We start from the raw sequence: 14,942 nt of genomic DNA, 5'->3' as shown, positions 1-14,942 counted from the left end.
GCGACGGGCGAACGATGTCTGTCGGAGCACTAGACGTAGCTGCGCGCAGGAGCCGGGCCCAGGGCGGAGGCGACCGCGTCCGCCAGGGGCCCGGTGTCGTCCGCGGTCAGGGTGGAGACGGTGATCCGGATGCCGGGCGGCGCGCTCAGCCGGAAGCGGGCCCCGGGCGCGACGGCCCAGCCGGCGTGCAGCAGCCGTGCGACCGCGCCGGTCTCGTCCGGCACCGGCACCCACACGTTCATGCCGGTGACGCCGTGGGCCGTGACACCGCGCCCCGCGAGCGCGTGGATCAGCGCGTCGCGGCGCGCCCCGTACCGCGCGGCGACCGCCCCCGCGTCCACCGCGCCGTCCGTCCACAGCCGGACCACCGCCCGCTGCACGAGCCGGCTCACCCACCCGGGCCCGAGCCGCTGCCGCCCGCGCACCCGGTCCACGGTGACGGCGTCCCCGGTGAGCACCGCGAGCCGCAGGTCGGGGCCGTAGGCCTTGGCGACCGAACGGACGAGGGCCCAGTGCCGGGTGACCCCGGCGAGGGGGTGGAGGGGCACGTCGACGATCCCGTGGCCGTGGTCGTCCTCGATCAGCAGTGTCCCCGGATGTTCCCGCAGCACGGAACGCAGGGCACGCGCGCGGCGGGCGCTCACCGCGGCGCCGGTCGGGTTCTGCGCCCGGTCCGTGACGATGAGGGCACGCGCACCGGCCTCCAGGGCGGCGCGTACGGCGTCGGGCAGCGGCCCCTCGTCGTCGACGCCGACGGGAACCGTGCGCAGTCCGAGCGCCGGCACGAGGTCGAGGGTCCTGCCCCAGCCGGGGTCCTCGACGGCGACGGCGTCCCCGGTCTTCAGATGGACGGCGAGCACCCGTTCGACGGCGTCGAGCGATCCGGAGACCACGGCGAGCGGGCCCTCCGGCACCCCGTCGGCGTCCAGTCCGGCCCGGGCGAGGCGCGCCAGCTCCGGTTCCACGGCGACATCGCCGTAGAGCACGGGTGCGCGGTCGCCCTCGGCGGCGGCCGCCGCGAACGCCTCCGCCAGCGGGGGCAGCAGCGCCGGATCGGGGTTGCCGCTCGACACGTCGCGGACGCCCTCGGGCACGTCCACGCGGATGTGGTCCCGGCCCGTCGTGGCGGGCGCTCTGCGCACGCGCGTGCCGCGGCGTCCCGCGGTCTCGATCACGCCGCGTTCCCGCAGGATGCGGTACGCGGCCGCGACGGTGTTCGGATTGACGCCCAGCTCGGCGGCCAACTCCCGTTGCGGCGGAAGCAGTTGCCCCGGCACGAGCTCCCCGGCGCCCACCGCGCGCTCGACGCCGGCGGCAATCTCTGCTGCGCGCCGACCCGTGAACCTATATTCTCCTAGCACAAAACAGATTATGCACTAGTGCAATGGAGAGCGCACATGCAGGGGATCGAGCAGCCGACGACACCGCGACCCGCCGCCTACACCCCGACCGACCGCACCGTCCCCACGCGCTCCGCGGACCGGGCCTCGTACGACAAGGAGCTGGTGCACGCGATACTCGACGAGGGCTACGTCTGCCACCTCGGCTTCGTCCGCGACGGCGCGCCGGTCGTGCTGCCCACGCTGTACGGCCGGGTCGGCGAGCGGCTGTACGTCCACGGTTCGACGGGCTCGCGCCCGCTGCGGACGGCCGGCGAGGCCGACCCGGGCCTCCCGGTCTGTCTGACGGTGACGCACGTCGACGGCCTGGTCCTGGCCCGCTCGGCCTTCCACCACTCGATCAACTACCGTTCCGTGGTCGTGCACGGCATCGCCCGCCAGGTCACGGATCCCGAGGAGAAGCGGGCGGCCCTGGACGCGCTGGTCGACCACGTCGTACCGGGCCGCTCACGCGACTCCCGGCCCGCCAACAAGAAGGAGCTGGCCGCCACCGCCGTGATCCGCCTCGACCTGGAGGAGGTCTCCGCCAAGCTGCGCACCGGCGGTGTGAACGACGAGCCCGAGGACCTCCCGCTCCCCCACTGGGCCGGCGTGGTCCCGGTCCGCAGGGCGTACGGCAGCCCCCTCCCGGACGCCGGCCTCGCACCCGGCACCGGCCTGCCGGACTACCTGGCGGCCCTGTGATGCTGATCCACCCGTGGGACGCCCCCCGCGACGACGCCGAGTGGCAACACTGGCTGGCCGGCCGCGACTTCGGGCAGCTCGCCGTGAACGGGCCGCCGGACGAGCCGCCGTACGTGCAGCCGCTGCACTTCGCGTACGACGCCGAGCGCGGCGAGGCCGTCACCCACCTCGCCCGCCCCAACCCGATGTGGCCCGCGCTGGAGGCGAATCCCCGGGTCCTGCTCAGTGTGGTCGACGACTACGTGTACGTGCCCGGCCCCTGGCAGGCCCCGCCCGGCACCCCCTCCGAGCACGGTGTCCCGACGAGTTTCTACGCGGCCGTGCAGCTCAGGTGCATCGCCCATGTGGTGGACGACCCGGCCGGCAAGGCGGAGCTGCTGAACCGCCAGATGGGCCACTTCCAGCCGAAGGGAGTCTCGGCCCGAGTGGCGCCGGGCGAGGCGCCGTACGGCCGCATGCTGTCCGGGATCCGCGGTCTGCGGCTCGAAGTGACCGACGTCCGGGCCAAGTTCAAGTACGCGAGCCACAAGCCGGAAGAGGTGCAGGACCGGATCGTGGCGGGCCTCCGGGCACGCGGCGGCGCACGGGACGCGGCGGCCCGGGAGCACCAGCTCCGCAGGCGGGGAGTGTGGTCCCCGGACCGGTGAGACGCGGGTGCGGGCTCCTGCACCGCTGAGGGAAACCCGCACCCGTCCGCTCCGTCAGACCGGGACCGCCTCCTCCTCCGGCGCCGACGCCTTCCGCGCCTGCCGCGCCTGCCGCGCCTCCGCCCGTGCCAGTCCGGCGACCGAGGCGAGCATCAGCGCGGTGCCGGCGAGCGTCGCCGCCGTCAGCCGTTCACCGAGCAGGGCGACGGCCAGGATCGCCGCGCTGACCGGCTCGAGCAGCATGATCACGGACACGGTCGCCGACCGTACGACGGCCGCGCCCGCGAAGTACAGGGCGTAGGCCAGGGCCGTCGGGATCGCCGCGATGTACGCCAACAGCCCCAGCAGGGCGGCGGGGTGCGCGGCGTGCGGAAGAAGTCCCTCGGCCAGCGCGAACGGCAGCAGGCACAGACTGGTGACCGCGAACGCCGACGCCGTCGCGGCGGACCCGTCGGCTCCGCCGTCGCGCCCCCACCGTCGGGTGAGCAGCGTCATGACGCTGTAGCCGCCCGCCGACACGACGGCGAGCAGCACCCCCCACGGGCGCACGGCCGCGCCACCGCCGCCGAGCACGAGCACGGCGAGCCCGGCGAGCGCACCGGTGACGGCGGTCACCCCGCCGCCGCCCAGCCGCTCCCCCAGGGTGAGACGGGCGCCGAGAGCGATGAGGACGGGCCCGGCGCCGAGGGTGACGACGGTCGCCACCGCGAGCCCGGTGGCGGAGACGGCCGCGAAGTAGGCGGTCTGGAAGACGGCGAGCCCCAGCCCGGTGGCACAGGCCCGCAGCACCCTGCGGACCAGCGGTTGCCGTGCGGTGGTGCGGGCGGCGCGCGGCAGCAGCGGACGGGCGGCGGTGAGCAGCACCAGCCCGGCCGCGCAGCGCCAGAAGGACAGCGCTACGGGCCCCATGTCACTGGCCCGGTAGACCAGGGAGGCGGCGGCGCCCGCGGTACCCCAGGCGGTACCGGCGACGATCAGGTAGAGAAGGCCTCGCCCGACGGGCAGGCCGGAGGCAGCATTCGACACGAGTTGTCTCCGCAGAGGTGCAGAAGTTCGGGAAGGGACCCGTCATGCGCCGGGTCCGTGGACTTCTTCTGCGGGCAGCACACCGTCGCACCCGGCGGTGGGCCGGGCGCGGTTTCCGGAGGGCCCGCCTCAGGCGGCCGGAGGCGGAAGAACGAGCGCGTCCGAATGCATGATCGGCACCTTATGCCGCCGTGCCGCGGGCCGACAACTCCCTTTCCGTGCCCCCGCCGGCGACCGGCTCCTCGGAGCCCGGCGCGGGCGCGGAGGACTGGGCGATGAACGCGCCGACCAGGACCACCGCACCGCCGATGATCTGCGGCGCCGAGAGGTGCTCGCCGAGCAGCACCCAGGCCAGCACCGTGGCGATGACCGCTTCGAGGCAGGCCACGACGCCCGCGACCTGGGGCGAGAGCCGGCGCACGGACAGCACGCCGGTGATGTAGGCGAGGACCGTGGCGATCAGGACGATCCAGGCCAGCAGGACGACGGCCGGGACGCGCGTGCCGTTCATGTCCGCGGTGCCGCCGAGCACCGACCAGTCCATGGTCCAGGGACGGGCGACGACGGTGAGCACGACGGCCCCGACGAGCAGTCCGTACGCGATGACGCCCAGCGGGTCGGGGGCCTGGTCGCCCGCCTCGCTGCCCTGGTCGGACAGGACGAAGTAGCCGACCTGGCAGCAGGCGGCGCCGAGCGCGAGCAGCACCCCGAGGGGGTCGAAGCCGAGCCCCGACCACACCTCGACGACGCAGGCCAGCCCGCCGACCGCGAGAACCACGCCGACCGCCGCCGAACGCGTCACCGGCCGCCGCTGCACGAAGCGCACCCAGGCGAGGACGAGCGCGGGCGCCAGGTACTCGATGAGCAGGGCCACACCCACGGGTATGCGGGACAGCGCGGCGAAGTAGCAGGCCTGGACTCCGGCGACGGCCAGCAACCCGAACCCGGCGAGCAGGCCGGGACGGCGGCGCAGCAGGGCACGGTGGCGTACGGCGAGCGGCAGCATCACGAGCGCGGCGCCCGTGACCCGCAGCCACACCACGTGCAGGGGGTCGAGCCCCGCCTGGATCAGCGGCTTGGCCGCGACACCCGATCCGCCGAAGGCGACGGCCGACGCGAGCGCGAGCGCCGGCCCGACTCCCCCGCCGCGGTTGCTCTGACTGCCCTGAGACGTATGCACCGGCACATGATGGCAGGCGACGACATGAGCGTCATCCCCGATAGCTCCTGTCTCAGCGGCCGGACGGAACCGCGCCCGCCGCCTCGATCCGGTCCGCCAGCGCCGGAACGTCGACGCCCGCGCGGCCGAGGACCTCGACGGCCCGTGACTCCGGGTCCGCGACCATCGCCGCGAGCAGGTCCAGCCCGCGGGCGCAGGCGTCGCCGCGCTCGGCCGCCCGCCCGTACGCCGCTCTCAGGGCGGTGGCCGCGGCCGGGGACCAGCCGTCCGGTTCCTTCAGGAGCGGCACCGACCCCGAGTCCTCGACGGTGGTCTGCCAGCGAAGGCCGTATCCGATGGCCCGCTGGACGAGGTAGCCGAGCAGCCGGGCGACCTGCGGCCCGTCGAAGACGGCGCGCACCTCGGGGTCGGACTCCAGCAGGGTGTGCAGCAGATGGGCGGTGTCGATCTGCCGGTCCCCGTCGCGCAGCGCCCTGCGGCGGGCGCCGGAGACCACCGCTGCCAGCTCCGCTGTGACGCCGGCATCGACGTGGGACCGGTGCGTGCCGCGCTCGGCGGCCGGTCGCTGGACATGACGGGGTGACACGTCCTCCACCCCATCAGTCCCGGCGGTCCGAGTCATCCTCGGCGGGCAGCATTTCCGCGTCCGACACTGGTTGGGCATGGCTGACCCGGTTCTCCTCCTTACGGATGACAACGCGCCGTCCCCCTCAGGACCGCGCGCCGTCGTGCCCGCGGGCGGTGCGGGATCGGCACCTGCCATTTCTGACTGTTCATCAGTATTGAATATTGCGGCCCCCGTCGCTACGTTCCGCGACACCACAGCTGCGCCCGGCGCAGCAGCCGACGCGAAGGGGTGGTCGCATGGCCGAAGTCAGCGCGGAAGCTCGCATCGAGGCCCCTGCCGAGAAGGTGTGGGCCACGCTCACGGACTGGTCGGCGTACGGCGAGTGGAACTCGACCCACACCGGCTTTCCGAAGGGCGGCCCCGAAAGCCTGGAGGTGGGCGGGAGGTTCGAGGAGAACATGAGGCTCATGGGCTTCCCGGCCGAGGTCACCTGGACCATCGACGAACTCCGGCCGGGGCGTGTGCTGTCCATCCGCGGCAAGGGCCCGATGGCCGTCGACCTCGCCACCCGCTACACGCTGACGCCGGACGGCGAGGCCACCTCGGTGCGCATCGACGGGGAGTTCACGGGCGCGGCGGTCTCCCTGATGGCGGGCAGGCTGAAGGACTCGGCGACGGCCGCGCTCAACGAGTCGCTGCGCAGGCTGGGCTCACTGGTGTCCTGACCGGGCGTGCGAACGTACGCCGACACGAAGGCGCCCCGCCGGCTCGGTGCCGCGGGGCGCCCTGCGCCAACCCACCCTGCCGTCAGTGCTCGTCGGCGAGGATCAGGTACAGCTTCTTGCGGGCCTCGTTGATGACCGCGAGGGCCTTGTCGCGCTGGTCCTTGTCGCCGGTCTTCCAGACCTGGCCGAACGCCTCCATCAGACCGACACCGGCCTGCCGGATCTCGTGCAGCGCCTCCCAGTCGACGCCGCGCGAGGCCTCCTCCCAGGGCGCGTCGGGGCCCTCGTCGGCCGCGGCCCGGCCCGGCTCGGTGAGCGAGAACAGCTTCTTGCCGCCCTCGCTCTCGCTGGTGATCAGGCCCTCGTCCTCCAGTAGCTGGAGGGTCGGGTACACCGATCCCGGGCTGGGCTTCCACGCCCCGCCGCTGCGCTCGGCGATCTCCTGGATCATCTCGTAGCCGTGCATGGGCCGGTCCTTGAGGAGGGCCAGGATCGACGCGCGTACGTCGCCGCGCCGCGCCCTGCCCCGAGGTCCGCCCCTGCCGCGCCCGCCCCAGGGTCCACCCGGGCCGAAGAAGCCCGGTCCCCCGAAGCCGGGGCCCCCGGGGCCGCCCGGCCCGAAGGGGCCGAAGGCTCCGCGCCGGCTGTCGAAGCCGCCCCCCATGGGACGTCCGGGGCCGCCGTGGTGTCCGTGTCGTTCGAATCCGAAGTCCTGTCCATGGGAACGCATCGCCATCACTCCATCCCATCGTTGATCTGTCGCGATGCTTCAACGATATATCGGAACTGTTCGCGTGACAAGCCCCTGTCGATGTCGGGCCCCGGCGTCTGGACAACGAGGAGGCCGCCGAGGTCTTGGCGGTTGGCGTCACCGCAGGGAGCTGCGCCCTGGCGGGCCGACAGTTCCGGCTGGTCGGGGATCTGGGCCAATCCCCTCCGGACGAATCCGCGGTGGCCGGCGCTTCATCGGCATCCCTCGCCGCCACTGAGCATCGGTGGCGGACCGGCCGCGGAAGGTGTTCGCCGAACCGCGGCCGCTTTTCACCGGGGGCCGGGCAGGTCGGGGACCGGCCGGCGGTGTTGCCGGTGCCCTGTCGCCTGCTCCGGCGGCACGAGCTTGCGGCGGACTTGGTCCCGGCTCCCGTCGGCGCCGCCACAGTGGTGCGCCGCAATACGGCGGTCGGGCTGACCGGAATGCGGGTCCGCCCAGGGTCTGTCCGGCGGATCTACCGGGCTCTCCCTGAGCACCGCCGGTGCTGTGGCACTTGACGGTGCTTCCGATCAATTGAGTCGACACCCGTTCCGAGCTGCGGGACACTCCCCGCGATGACTCAACGAACCGACACGCCTCCCACGTGGGACGAGCGTACGCAGCTGGCCACCTTCCTGGACTACGCCCGTGATACCGCGCGAGCCAAGTGTGAGGGCGTGTCCGCCGAAGATGCTCGCAAGGCCCCACTCCCGAGTTCACCGCTGATGACGTTGTGCGGGCTGATCAGTCATCTGCGGTGGGTCGAGTACTACTGGTTCCAGGTGATGTTCCTGGGCGAGGAGCTTGCGGGGCCGCTCACCGAGGCGACCGACGATGACCCCGATCCTGAGATGCGGACAGCAGTCGACATCCCGTTGCCCCAGCTTCTCGCCGAGTACGAGGAGCAGAGTGCCCGCTACCGTCGCCTGGTGTCCGACCACGAGCTGAACTCAACGGCCAAGCGTCCCATCAGCGACGGCCGCCACGTCGATCTCCGCTGGGTGATCCTCCACCTCATTGAGGAGACGTCCCGCCACAACGGCCACCTCGACGTCGTGCGTGAGCTCGTCGACGGGCGGACCGGCGCCTGAGATCTCGTGCGAGTCACGAGCGGAGCCAGAGCCGGATCGAGGCGAGGGTGGCGGTGCCGTGGAACACATAGGCGCGTTTGTCGAACCTGGTGGCCACGGCGCGGGAGTTCTTGAGTGCCAAGATGGTCCGTTCGACTTCGTTCCTGCGCTTGTAGATCGTCTTGTCGAAGCCGGCGGGCCGTCCGCCCTTGCTGCCGCGGCGTTTGCGGTTGGCTCGCTGGTTCTTCGGCTCGGGGATGGTGTGCTTGATCTGCCGTCTGCGCAGGTAACGGCGGTTGCGGCGGGAGGAATACGCCTTGTCACCGCCGAGGTGGTCCGGGCGGGTGCGGGGGCGTTCGCCGCCGAGGCGGCCGACACGGATGCGTTCCATGACGGGGATGAACTGCGGGGCATCGCCCCACTGGCCTGGAGTGATCAGCAGGGCCAGGGGACGGAGCCCGCGCCGGGTCTCCCGTCCCGTCCCAGCCGATCTGTTCCCGTTGGTGCTGTGATCGGTGGGGGCGGCAAGCGATCGTCCCCATGACGGCCTACGACCGGGGCGACATCACTCCATCGACTCCAGAATGCGGTCGAGTGTCCGGCGCCCCATTCTGCTCATCGTCGGATTGCTCTCGACGTAGTACCAGACAACACCCATCGCCTGTTCGAACGCCCAGGCCTTGCCGCGCTCCCACTCCAGATCGTCACAGGCCAGTGTCCGCCGGAGCACTTCCCGCGGGCCTGACTCCAACAGGTGCCAGGCACCGACCAGATCCAGCGCGGGGTCGGCCGGGCCGAAGCCGCCGGTGTCGAGTACGCCGCTGAGCCGGTCTCCCGCGACCAGTACGTTGCCGGGGATCAGGTCACCATGGCTCATCACATCGGCACCCGTGCGTGGCAACTCCCGGAAGTGGCTCCACACCTGGCGCAGCCGCGGCACGTCGAGCAGCCCCTCACTCTCCTGGAAGCACTTCGCCATCCACTCGTCGTGGTCAGCGAGAACGCCGCCACGATTGTCGCCGCTGAAACGCCGCCCCCGCGTCTCGGCGTCCCGCAGGGCTGCGATGAAGGCCGCAAGGTCCTCGGCAAAAGCGTCCGACCCACTCGGGTCGGCATCGAAGGCGACCGTTCCCGGCAGCCATGTCTGGACCGACCACGGCATGGGGTAACCCGCTCCCGGCTTTCCCAAGGCGACGGGTTCCGGGGCGGGGAACCGCGACACCTGTGCCAGCTCCGCGCTCGCCCGGGCTTCCTGTTCCAGCACCGCCAGCGCCTCGGCGGCATCGGCCAGGCGCAGTGGGAAACGCGCGGAGAGGTCGTTCCCGATGCGGAAGATGGCGTTGACCGTCCCGGTCGACGACACGAGTCGGATCGCCTTGCCGCTCCACTGAGGGAACTGTTCTTGGATCAAGGTCGCAACGATTTCGGTGGTGACGTCCACTTGATCCTCGTGCATGGTCATTCGCGCAGGCCCTCCCACTAGTCCTTCGAAACGCCGCAAGCGGACCAGATCAACTGAGACGACTCCCAGTGTTCGTACGCCCGGGCCCGGATCAACCGAGTTTTGCGGCCGCCCAGGTGTCTTGCGCCGGCCGGCCGCCGACATCGGTCCACCCACCGCGCATTGGCCTTGGCCGCCCCCGGGCGTGGGCCTTTAGCGTCGGCCCATGCGGATTCGTATCGTCGACGCCTTCACCGACCGCCCCTTCGCCGGCAACCCGGCCGGTGTCCTCCTCCTCGGCTCCTTCCCGGACGACGACTGGTTGCAGCACGTGGCCCGCGAGGTCAACCACGCCGAGACCGCCTTCGCCCACCCTCTGCCCGAGGACGGGGAGGCCGACTGGGCGCTGCGCTGGTTCACCCCCGCCACCGAGGTCGCGCTGTGCGGCCACGCCACCCTGGCCACCGCCCACGTCCTGCGCACCACGGGCGCCCACGAGGGCCCGGTGCGGTTCGCCACCCGCAGTGGTGTCCTCCGCGCCGCGCCGCACGACGACGGCTCGATCACGATCGACTTCCCCACCGCGCCCCTCACCCCCGTCGAGGTCCCCGCCGGCGTGGCCGACGCCCTCGGCGCGGAGGCGCGCGCCGCCGTCGACACCGGCCCGAGCGTCGGCGACCTGGTCCTCGAACTCGCCGACGAGAAGACCGTCCTGGGCCTCGCCCCGGACCACCGCGCGCTCGCCCGCCACTCACGGCGCGGCGTCATCGCCACCGCCCGTGCCGAGGATCCCTCCCGCGGGTACGACTACGTCTCGCGCTGCTTCTTCCCGAACGTCGGCATCGACGAGGACCCCGTCACCGGCAGCGCCCACACCGCGCTGGCCCCCTACTGGTCCGAGCGCCTCGGCCGCCCCGACCTCACCGGCCTGCAGGCCTCCCCGCGCGGCGGCCTCGTCCGCACCCGACTCCGCGGCGACCGCACTCTGCTCACCGGCCACGCGGTCACCGTGATCGAGGGCGAACTGCTCGCGTAACGGCATGCCAGGGGCGTACGACGCGCTCGTACGCCCCCTGCCCGGCCCGTCACGCCGTCGGCAGCCACCCGACCTTCCCCGCCAGCAGCGCGTACCCCACGAACGCCCCGATGTCGAGCAGCGAGTGGGCCACCACCAGGGGGCCGACCCGCCCCCAGCGCCGGTACAGGTAGACGAAGACCACACCCATCGCCATGTTGCCGAAGAACCCGCCGACGCCCTGGTAGAGGTGGTAGGAGCCGCGCAGCACCGAGCTGGTCACCAGGGCGGTGCCCGGGGTCCAGCCCAACTGGCCCAGTCGGCGCAGCAGGTAGCCGACTACGATGACCTCCTCGAGGACGGCGTTCTGCACCGCCGCGAGGATCAGTACGGGGAACTTCCACCACACGTTCGGCAGCGCCTCGGGCACCACCGTCAGGTTGGCGCCGAGTCCCCGGGCGGCCAGGTAGAAGGCGATGCCCGTGGAGCCGATCACCGCGGCGATCGCCGCCCCGCGCCCGAGGTCCGGCCAGGGCCGGCTCCGGTCGAAACCGAGCGTGCGCAGCGAGGCGCCCTCCCGCAGCAGGAAGTGCGCGACCAGCGCGACCGGCACCAGCGCCGTGGCGATCCCGAAGAGCTGCCAGGCGAGATCGAGCCAGGGGCGGCCGGGCGCGGCGGAGGCGTTCATGGTCGCCGCCTGGTCCTTGAGGCCGCCGGGCTTGGTGACCGACCCCACAAAGCTGATCAGCGCGGAGACCCCGCTCGCACCGAGCGAGACCCCCAGCACCAGCAGCGTCTCGGCACGGAAGATCCGTCGCGTCGGCCGTTCCGCCGTCGAGGAATCGGTCCCCGGCCCTGCCTCCACCCGCACTCCGCCTCCAGTTGAGCTGTCCCGCCTCGTCCCCATCTTCTGCCATACGGCTGTCTTTCGGCACGGGCTCAACGGGGCGGCGCTTCGCGTCAGGGAGACGGGCGAGGGTGACCGGGCGGCCGGTCCTCCCGGCCGCCCGGATCCCTCACCTCATGCGGCCGGATCCCTCACCTCACGCCGGCCGGTTCCGGTAACCCGACCGGCCAGGTGTGGACCGGCTCCCCGGCGTGCATCAGCTCGCGGTACCGCACGGTCGTCGCGGCCAGTGCGGCGTCCCGGTCGAGCCCGCGTTCCAGGGCCCGGTGGAAGGTGGCGGCCTGCCAGCTCGCGCCGTTGACCCGCCGTCGGCACCGCTCCTCGATCACTCCCAGGTAGAAGTCCCGGTCGGCGGGTTCGACCCCCCACGCGTCCAGCCCCGCCTCGGCGAGCGGCAGCAGTTCCTCGCGCACCAGGTCCACGGCCGCCACCTCGGTGACCGAGCCGTACCGCCCGCGCTTCGGCCACCTCAGGCGTGCCTCGATGCCGTACCGGCAGGCCGCGTCGAAGTTGGCGGCGGCGGCCTCGAACGGCAGCCGTGTCCACACCGGCCGTGCCTCCTCGGCGAGGGCGCGGACCAGTCCGTAGTAGAAGGCCGCGTTGGCGATCACGTCGGTGACGGTGGGTCCGGCAGGCAGCACGCGGTTCTCCACGCGCAGATGCGGGACGCCGTCCGCGATGCCGTATACGGGCCGGTTCCAGCGATAGATGGTGCCGTTGTGCAGGACGAGTTCGGAAAGCTTCGGGACGCCGCCCTCGTCGAGGACGCGCAGGGGCTCCTCCTCGTCGCAGATCGGCAGCAGTGCCGGGAAATAACGCAGGTTCTCCTCGAACAGGTCCCGGGCCGAGGTGATCCAGCGCTCTCCGAACCAGGTGCGGGGCCGCACACCCTGCGCCTGGAGTTCCGGCGGCCGGGTGTCGGTGGACTGCTGGAACAGCGGCGGCCGGGACTCCCGCCACAGCTCGCGTCCGAACAGGAACGGCGAGTTGGCACCCAGGGCGACCTGCGGCGCCGCGACCGCCTGGGCCGCGTTCCACAGGTCGGCGAAGCGGTTCGGGGTGACCTGGAGGTGCAGTTGGACGGAGGTGCAGGCGGCTTCGGGCGTGATCGACCGCGCGCTGCACTCGAGTCGTTCGACGCCCTCGATGTCGAGCCGGAAGTCCTCGCCGCGCGCGGCCACGATCTGGTCGTTGAGCAGGGTGTAACGGTCGACGGCGGAGAGGTTGGAGGAGACCAGGTCGTCGCGGTCGAGCGTCGGCAGAATGCCGATCATCAGGATCGAGGCATCCAGCTCGTTCGCTTTGCGGTCCGCGTAGGCGAGAGAGATCCGCAGCTCCTCGGCGAGCTGGTCGAAAACCCGGCCACCCAACCTGTGTGGAGCTATGTTCACTTCGAGGTTGAACATGGCGAGTTCTGTTTGGAAATCTCGGCTGGCAATCCTTTCCAGTACCTGGGCATTCATCATTCTCGGAGTCCCGTCATGCCCGACGAGATTCAACTCGATCTCCAGGCCCATCAGGTTCTTGGGGCGATCGAACCGCTTCTCCTCCAGCAGTCGCGCGAGTCCCGCGAGGCACTGCCTGAGCTTGTCGCGGTAGTGCTGGCGATCGGACAGGTCGAACGGCCCTGCCACGACCTTCTCTCCCATCGAAGCGTCCCTCCTGAGATGGGCAGGCCGATGTCACGGCCGCTGCTGTCCCGGGTCACGGGGGATGATGCCCAGGCAACGCGATCGATAACGTCCAGGTGTCGACCGTCACCCGCTACGCTGGAGGCCGCGCACCGCCGGGCACATTCACGAGGCATGGGGCAAGGCGCAGTTTCACGGTGCAACCGAGTCGTGAAAAACGCCGACGAGAATCGGCCGACCGCTAAGGACAAGTATTCCGAGGTCGCCGCCCTGACGCCTGTCCAAGACTGGGACGAACCCCGCTTTTTCGGCGTCCGGATATCACCTTGCCGCCATAAGATCGTCGCCCCGATGAAACAGTGTATGAACACGCGTCGTATAAACTTTGCGCACGGGGCAGAGAGTTGGCGCTCACGGTTCTGGGCCCTGTCGTCAAAGCGCCGCCATTCGTCCGGGCTCGGTAATTCCCTTCCCTCCCTCTGACCCCGAGAGCTGACAGCGCCGTCCGCCCGCCCCACCACGCCCTCGCGCCCCTGTGCCTGTCGAATGAGAGGCGACCCACCATGCAGCTGCATGTCCCTCAGGCTCCCGCGCCCGCTCTCCGTTCCGTCCTCACGGCACTCGGTTCCCCCACCGCGGTCCGGGAGGCTCCCACTCCCTCCCTGCGCTCCGCCCAGGGACCTGCGACCCCCGAGCTTCCGCTGCCCGTCCATGTCCTGGACCGGATCACCCCGGCCGGCACCGCCGCCACCCGACTCGCCGGGTGGCGCTTCCTCATCCGCTCCGGGGGCCGCGCCGTGGCCGCCGCCGAGACCATGCTGACGCCCGACGGCTGGGCCTTCTCACGCTTCTTCGAGGGCCCCTACGTGGCCGCCACCGAGCGTGCCGTGCTCCAGGCGGAGGCCTCGCTGACACAGCCCTACCAGGCCCGGCTGCTGTCCGTGCCGGAGCTGTACATGCTCACGCTGTGGCTGCACGGCGACTGCACCGCCGACGGCGCGACGGGCCATCCCGCCGCGACCGACCTGCTGGTGCCGCTCGCCCCCGCGCCGCCCGGCATCGCGGCGCACCGCCCGCACCGCGTCGCCGATCTCCTGCCGGTCCTGACCCACCGGGTCACCCGCACCCCGCTGCTCGGCCAGCCCGCGTAGGTTCCGAGGGTCCCCTTGACACCGTGCCCCGCCGCCGGAGACGGCCGCGGGGCACGTCACGTGTTCGGGGTACCGAACAGCTCCCGTCACGGTCGCTCGTTCGTGCCCGAGCAGCTCCAGGCACAGTTGCTCCTTCGTGCCGGACGGCTCCCGTCACCGTTGCTCGTTCGTGCCCGATCGCGCTCGTACGAGGACCGACGTGCGGGTCGGCCCGCACGAACTAGCCCCTTCCGGCCACCGAGAACCATCCGAAGTGACCGTGCGGTAGGGCTGAACCGTCCGGTCGGGGGATGCGTCATGAACCTGTGAGAAGCGGTGCTGCGAAATCCCTGCGGATCGACGCCCGTGGGGCAACACTGGGTTCCTGACCGACGTATGACCGACGGGGGGCGGCGATGAGCGACACCACAAGCCGCGGGACAGACACGACAGCCATCTCACACATACCGACAGAGCGAAAGATCCCCACCACCATGTGCCAGCACCAGCCACCGTGCCCGACCGCCGAATCCGCCGACCGGGAGTCCGCCCGTCTCGTGGCGCACCACCCGGAGCAGGGATGGAGCCTGCTGTGCAACGGCGTGCTCCTCTTCGAGGACACCGGTGAGCTTCTGCCCGACGGCCAGATCATCGCCCCGCACCGCCCGCTGGGCACCGACCAGGTGATGACCGCCGCCTGAGCGCACACCAGGGCATCCGCTGTCCTGACACACCAGGGGCCGGCCGGAGACACGCGCTCCGTACCG

15 protein-coding genes and 1 pseudogene are annotated in these 14,942 nt (G+C 71.8%); 7 read left to right on the top strand and 9 right to left on the bottom strand.

The annotated features are described in order from the left end of the window. Positions 1-29: 29 nt before the first annotated feature. Positions 30-1,361: an aminotransferase class I/II-fold pyridoxal phosphate-dependent enzyme gene (locus tag ACZ4SW_RS12020; RefSeq protein ID WP_468241322.1), complete on the bottom strand. Its 1,332-nt coding sequence runs from the start codon at positions 1,359-1,361 to the stop codon at positions 30-32. Positions 1,362-1,397: 36 nt separating this feature from the next. Between ACZ4SW_RS12020 and ACZ4SW_RS12015 the strand changes: the two genes are divergently transcribed. Together ACZ4SW_RS12015 and ACZ4SW_RS12010 are read left to right on the top strand one after the other, a co-directional pair. After that, the gene (locus ACZ4SW_RS12015; protein WP_468241320.1) at positions 1,398-2,084 is read left to right on the top strand and encodes a pyridoxamine 5'-phosphate oxidase family protein; all 687 of its coding nucleotides are present in this window, start codon (positions 1,398-1,400) and stop codon (positions 2,082-2,084) included. After that, complete coding sequence (locus ACZ4SW_RS12010; RefSeq protein ID WP_468241318.1) at positions 2,084-2,731, top strand: FMN-binding negative transcriptional regulator; 648 nt, start codon at positions 2,084-2,086, stop codon at positions 2,729-2,731. The genes ACZ4SW_RS12015 and ACZ4SW_RS12010 overlap by 1 nt, the downstream gene beginning before the upstream one ends. A 54-nt stretch (positions 2,732-2,785) precedes the next feature. Here ACZ4SW_RS12010 and ACZ4SW_RS12005 read toward each other — a convergent pair whose 3' ends face one another. From ACZ4SW_RS12005 to ACZ4SW_RS11995, 3 genes are all read right to left on the bottom strand, one after another. After that, positions 2,786-3,757 carry a DMT family transporter gene (locus tag ACZ4SW_RS12005; protein WP_468241315.1) on the bottom strand — a complete coding sequence of 324 codons (972 nt, stop codon included), beginning with the start codon at positions 3,755-3,757 and terminating at the stop codon, positions 2,786-2,788. Positions 3,758-3,938: 181 nt separating this feature from the next. Continuing rightward, complete coding sequence (locus tag ACZ4SW_RS12000; RefSeq protein WP_468241313.1) at positions 3,939-4,943, bottom strand: EamA family transporter; 1,005 nt, start codon at positions 4,941-4,943, stop codon at positions 3,939-3,941. 46 nt (positions 4,944-4,989) lie between these two features. After that, positions 4,990-5,532 carry a peptidase gene (locus ACZ4SW_RS11995; protein WP_468241311.1) on the bottom strand — a complete coding sequence of 181 codons (543 nt, stop codon included), beginning with the start codon at positions 5,530-5,532 and terminating at the stop codon, positions 4,990-4,992. A 269-nt stretch (positions 5,533-5,801) separates the two neighbouring features. Between ACZ4SW_RS11995 and ACZ4SW_RS11990 the strand changes: the two genes are divergently transcribed. Beyond that, positions 5,802-6,230 (top strand): type II toxin-antitoxin system Rv0910 family toxin, encoded by a 429-nt coding sequence (locus ACZ4SW_RS11990; RefSeq protein ID WP_468241308.1) that lies wholly within the window; start codon positions 5,802-5,804, stop codon positions 6,228-6,230. 82 nt (positions 6,231-6,312) lie between these two features. On the opposite strand, the gene ACZ4SW_RS11985 is transcribed toward ACZ4SW_RS11990, so the two are convergent. Then, complete coding sequence (locus tag ACZ4SW_RS11985; protein WP_468241307.1) at positions 6,313-6,960, bottom strand: PadR family transcriptional regulator; 648 nt, start codon at positions 6,958-6,960, stop codon at positions 6,313-6,315. A 596-nt stretch (positions 6,961-7,556) separates the two neighbouring features. Between ACZ4SW_RS11985 and ACZ4SW_RS11980 the strand changes: the two genes are divergently transcribed. After that, a complete protein-coding gene (locus tag ACZ4SW_RS11980; protein WP_055703923.1) occupies positions 7,557-8,072 on the top strand; it encodes a DinB family protein in 516 nt (171 codons plus the stop codon). Positions 8,073-8,085: 13 nt separating this feature from the next. On the opposite strand, the pseudogene ACZ4SW_RS11975 reads toward ACZ4SW_RS11980, so the two are convergent. Further along, positions 8,086-8,511 (bottom strand): annotated as a pseudogene (locus ACZ4SW_RS11975) (transposase); the annotation flags it as partial. A gap of 105 nt (positions 8,512-8,616) precedes the next feature. Further along, positions 8,617-9,513 (bottom strand): aminoglycoside phosphotransferase family protein, encoded by an 897-nt coding sequence (locus tag ACZ4SW_RS11970; protein ID WP_468241306.1) that lies wholly within the window; start codon positions 9,511-9,513, stop codon positions 8,617-8,619. Between the two features lie 205 nt (positions 9,514-9,718). Between ACZ4SW_RS11970 and ACZ4SW_RS11965 the strand changes: the two genes are divergently transcribed. Then, positions 9,719-10,528: a PhzF family phenazine biosynthesis protein gene (locus tag ACZ4SW_RS11965; protein WP_468241305.1), complete on the top strand. Its 810-nt coding sequence runs from the start codon at positions 9,719-9,721 to the stop codon at positions 10,526-10,528. Positions 10,529-10,577: 49 nt separating this feature from the next. On the opposite strand, the gene ACZ4SW_RS11960 is transcribed toward ACZ4SW_RS11965, so the two are convergent. Both ACZ4SW_RS11960 and ACZ4SW_RS11955 read right to left on the bottom strand, forming a co-directional pair. After that, a complete protein-coding gene (locus tag ACZ4SW_RS11960; RefSeq protein WP_468241303.1) occupies positions 10,578-11,378 on the bottom strand; it encodes a CPBP family intramembrane glutamic endopeptidase in 801 nt (266 codons plus the stop codon). A gap of 167 nt (positions 11,379-11,545) precedes the next feature. Then, complete coding sequence (locus ACZ4SW_RS11955) at positions 11,546-13,063, bottom strand: glutamate-cysteine ligase family protein (RefSeq protein ID WP_468241300.1); 1,518 nt, start codon at positions 13,061-13,063, stop codon at positions 11,546-11,548. Positions 13,064-13,608: 545 nt separating this feature from the next. Between ACZ4SW_RS11955 and ACZ4SW_RS11950 the strand changes: the two genes are divergently transcribed. Next, entirely contained in the window at positions 13,609-14,196 is a 588-nt protein-coding gene (locus tag ACZ4SW_RS11950) for a hypothetical protein (RefSeq protein ID WP_468241298.1), read from the top strand. A gap of 473 nt (positions 14,197-14,669) precedes the next feature. Continuing rightward, positions 14,670-14,876 carry a DUF5999 family protein gene (locus tag ACZ4SW_RS11945; protein WP_103840200.1) on the top strand — a complete coding sequence of 69 codons (207 nt, stop codon included), beginning with the start codon at positions 14,670-14,672 and terminating at the stop codon, positions 14,874-14,876. Positions 14,877-14,942: the final 66 nt, after the last annotated feature.

The organism is Streptomyces sp. NPDC028331 (genome assembly GCF_055565775.1).
Note: the sequence above shows the minus strand (reverse complement) of the source record. Positions and strands in the feature narration are given on the sequence as shown.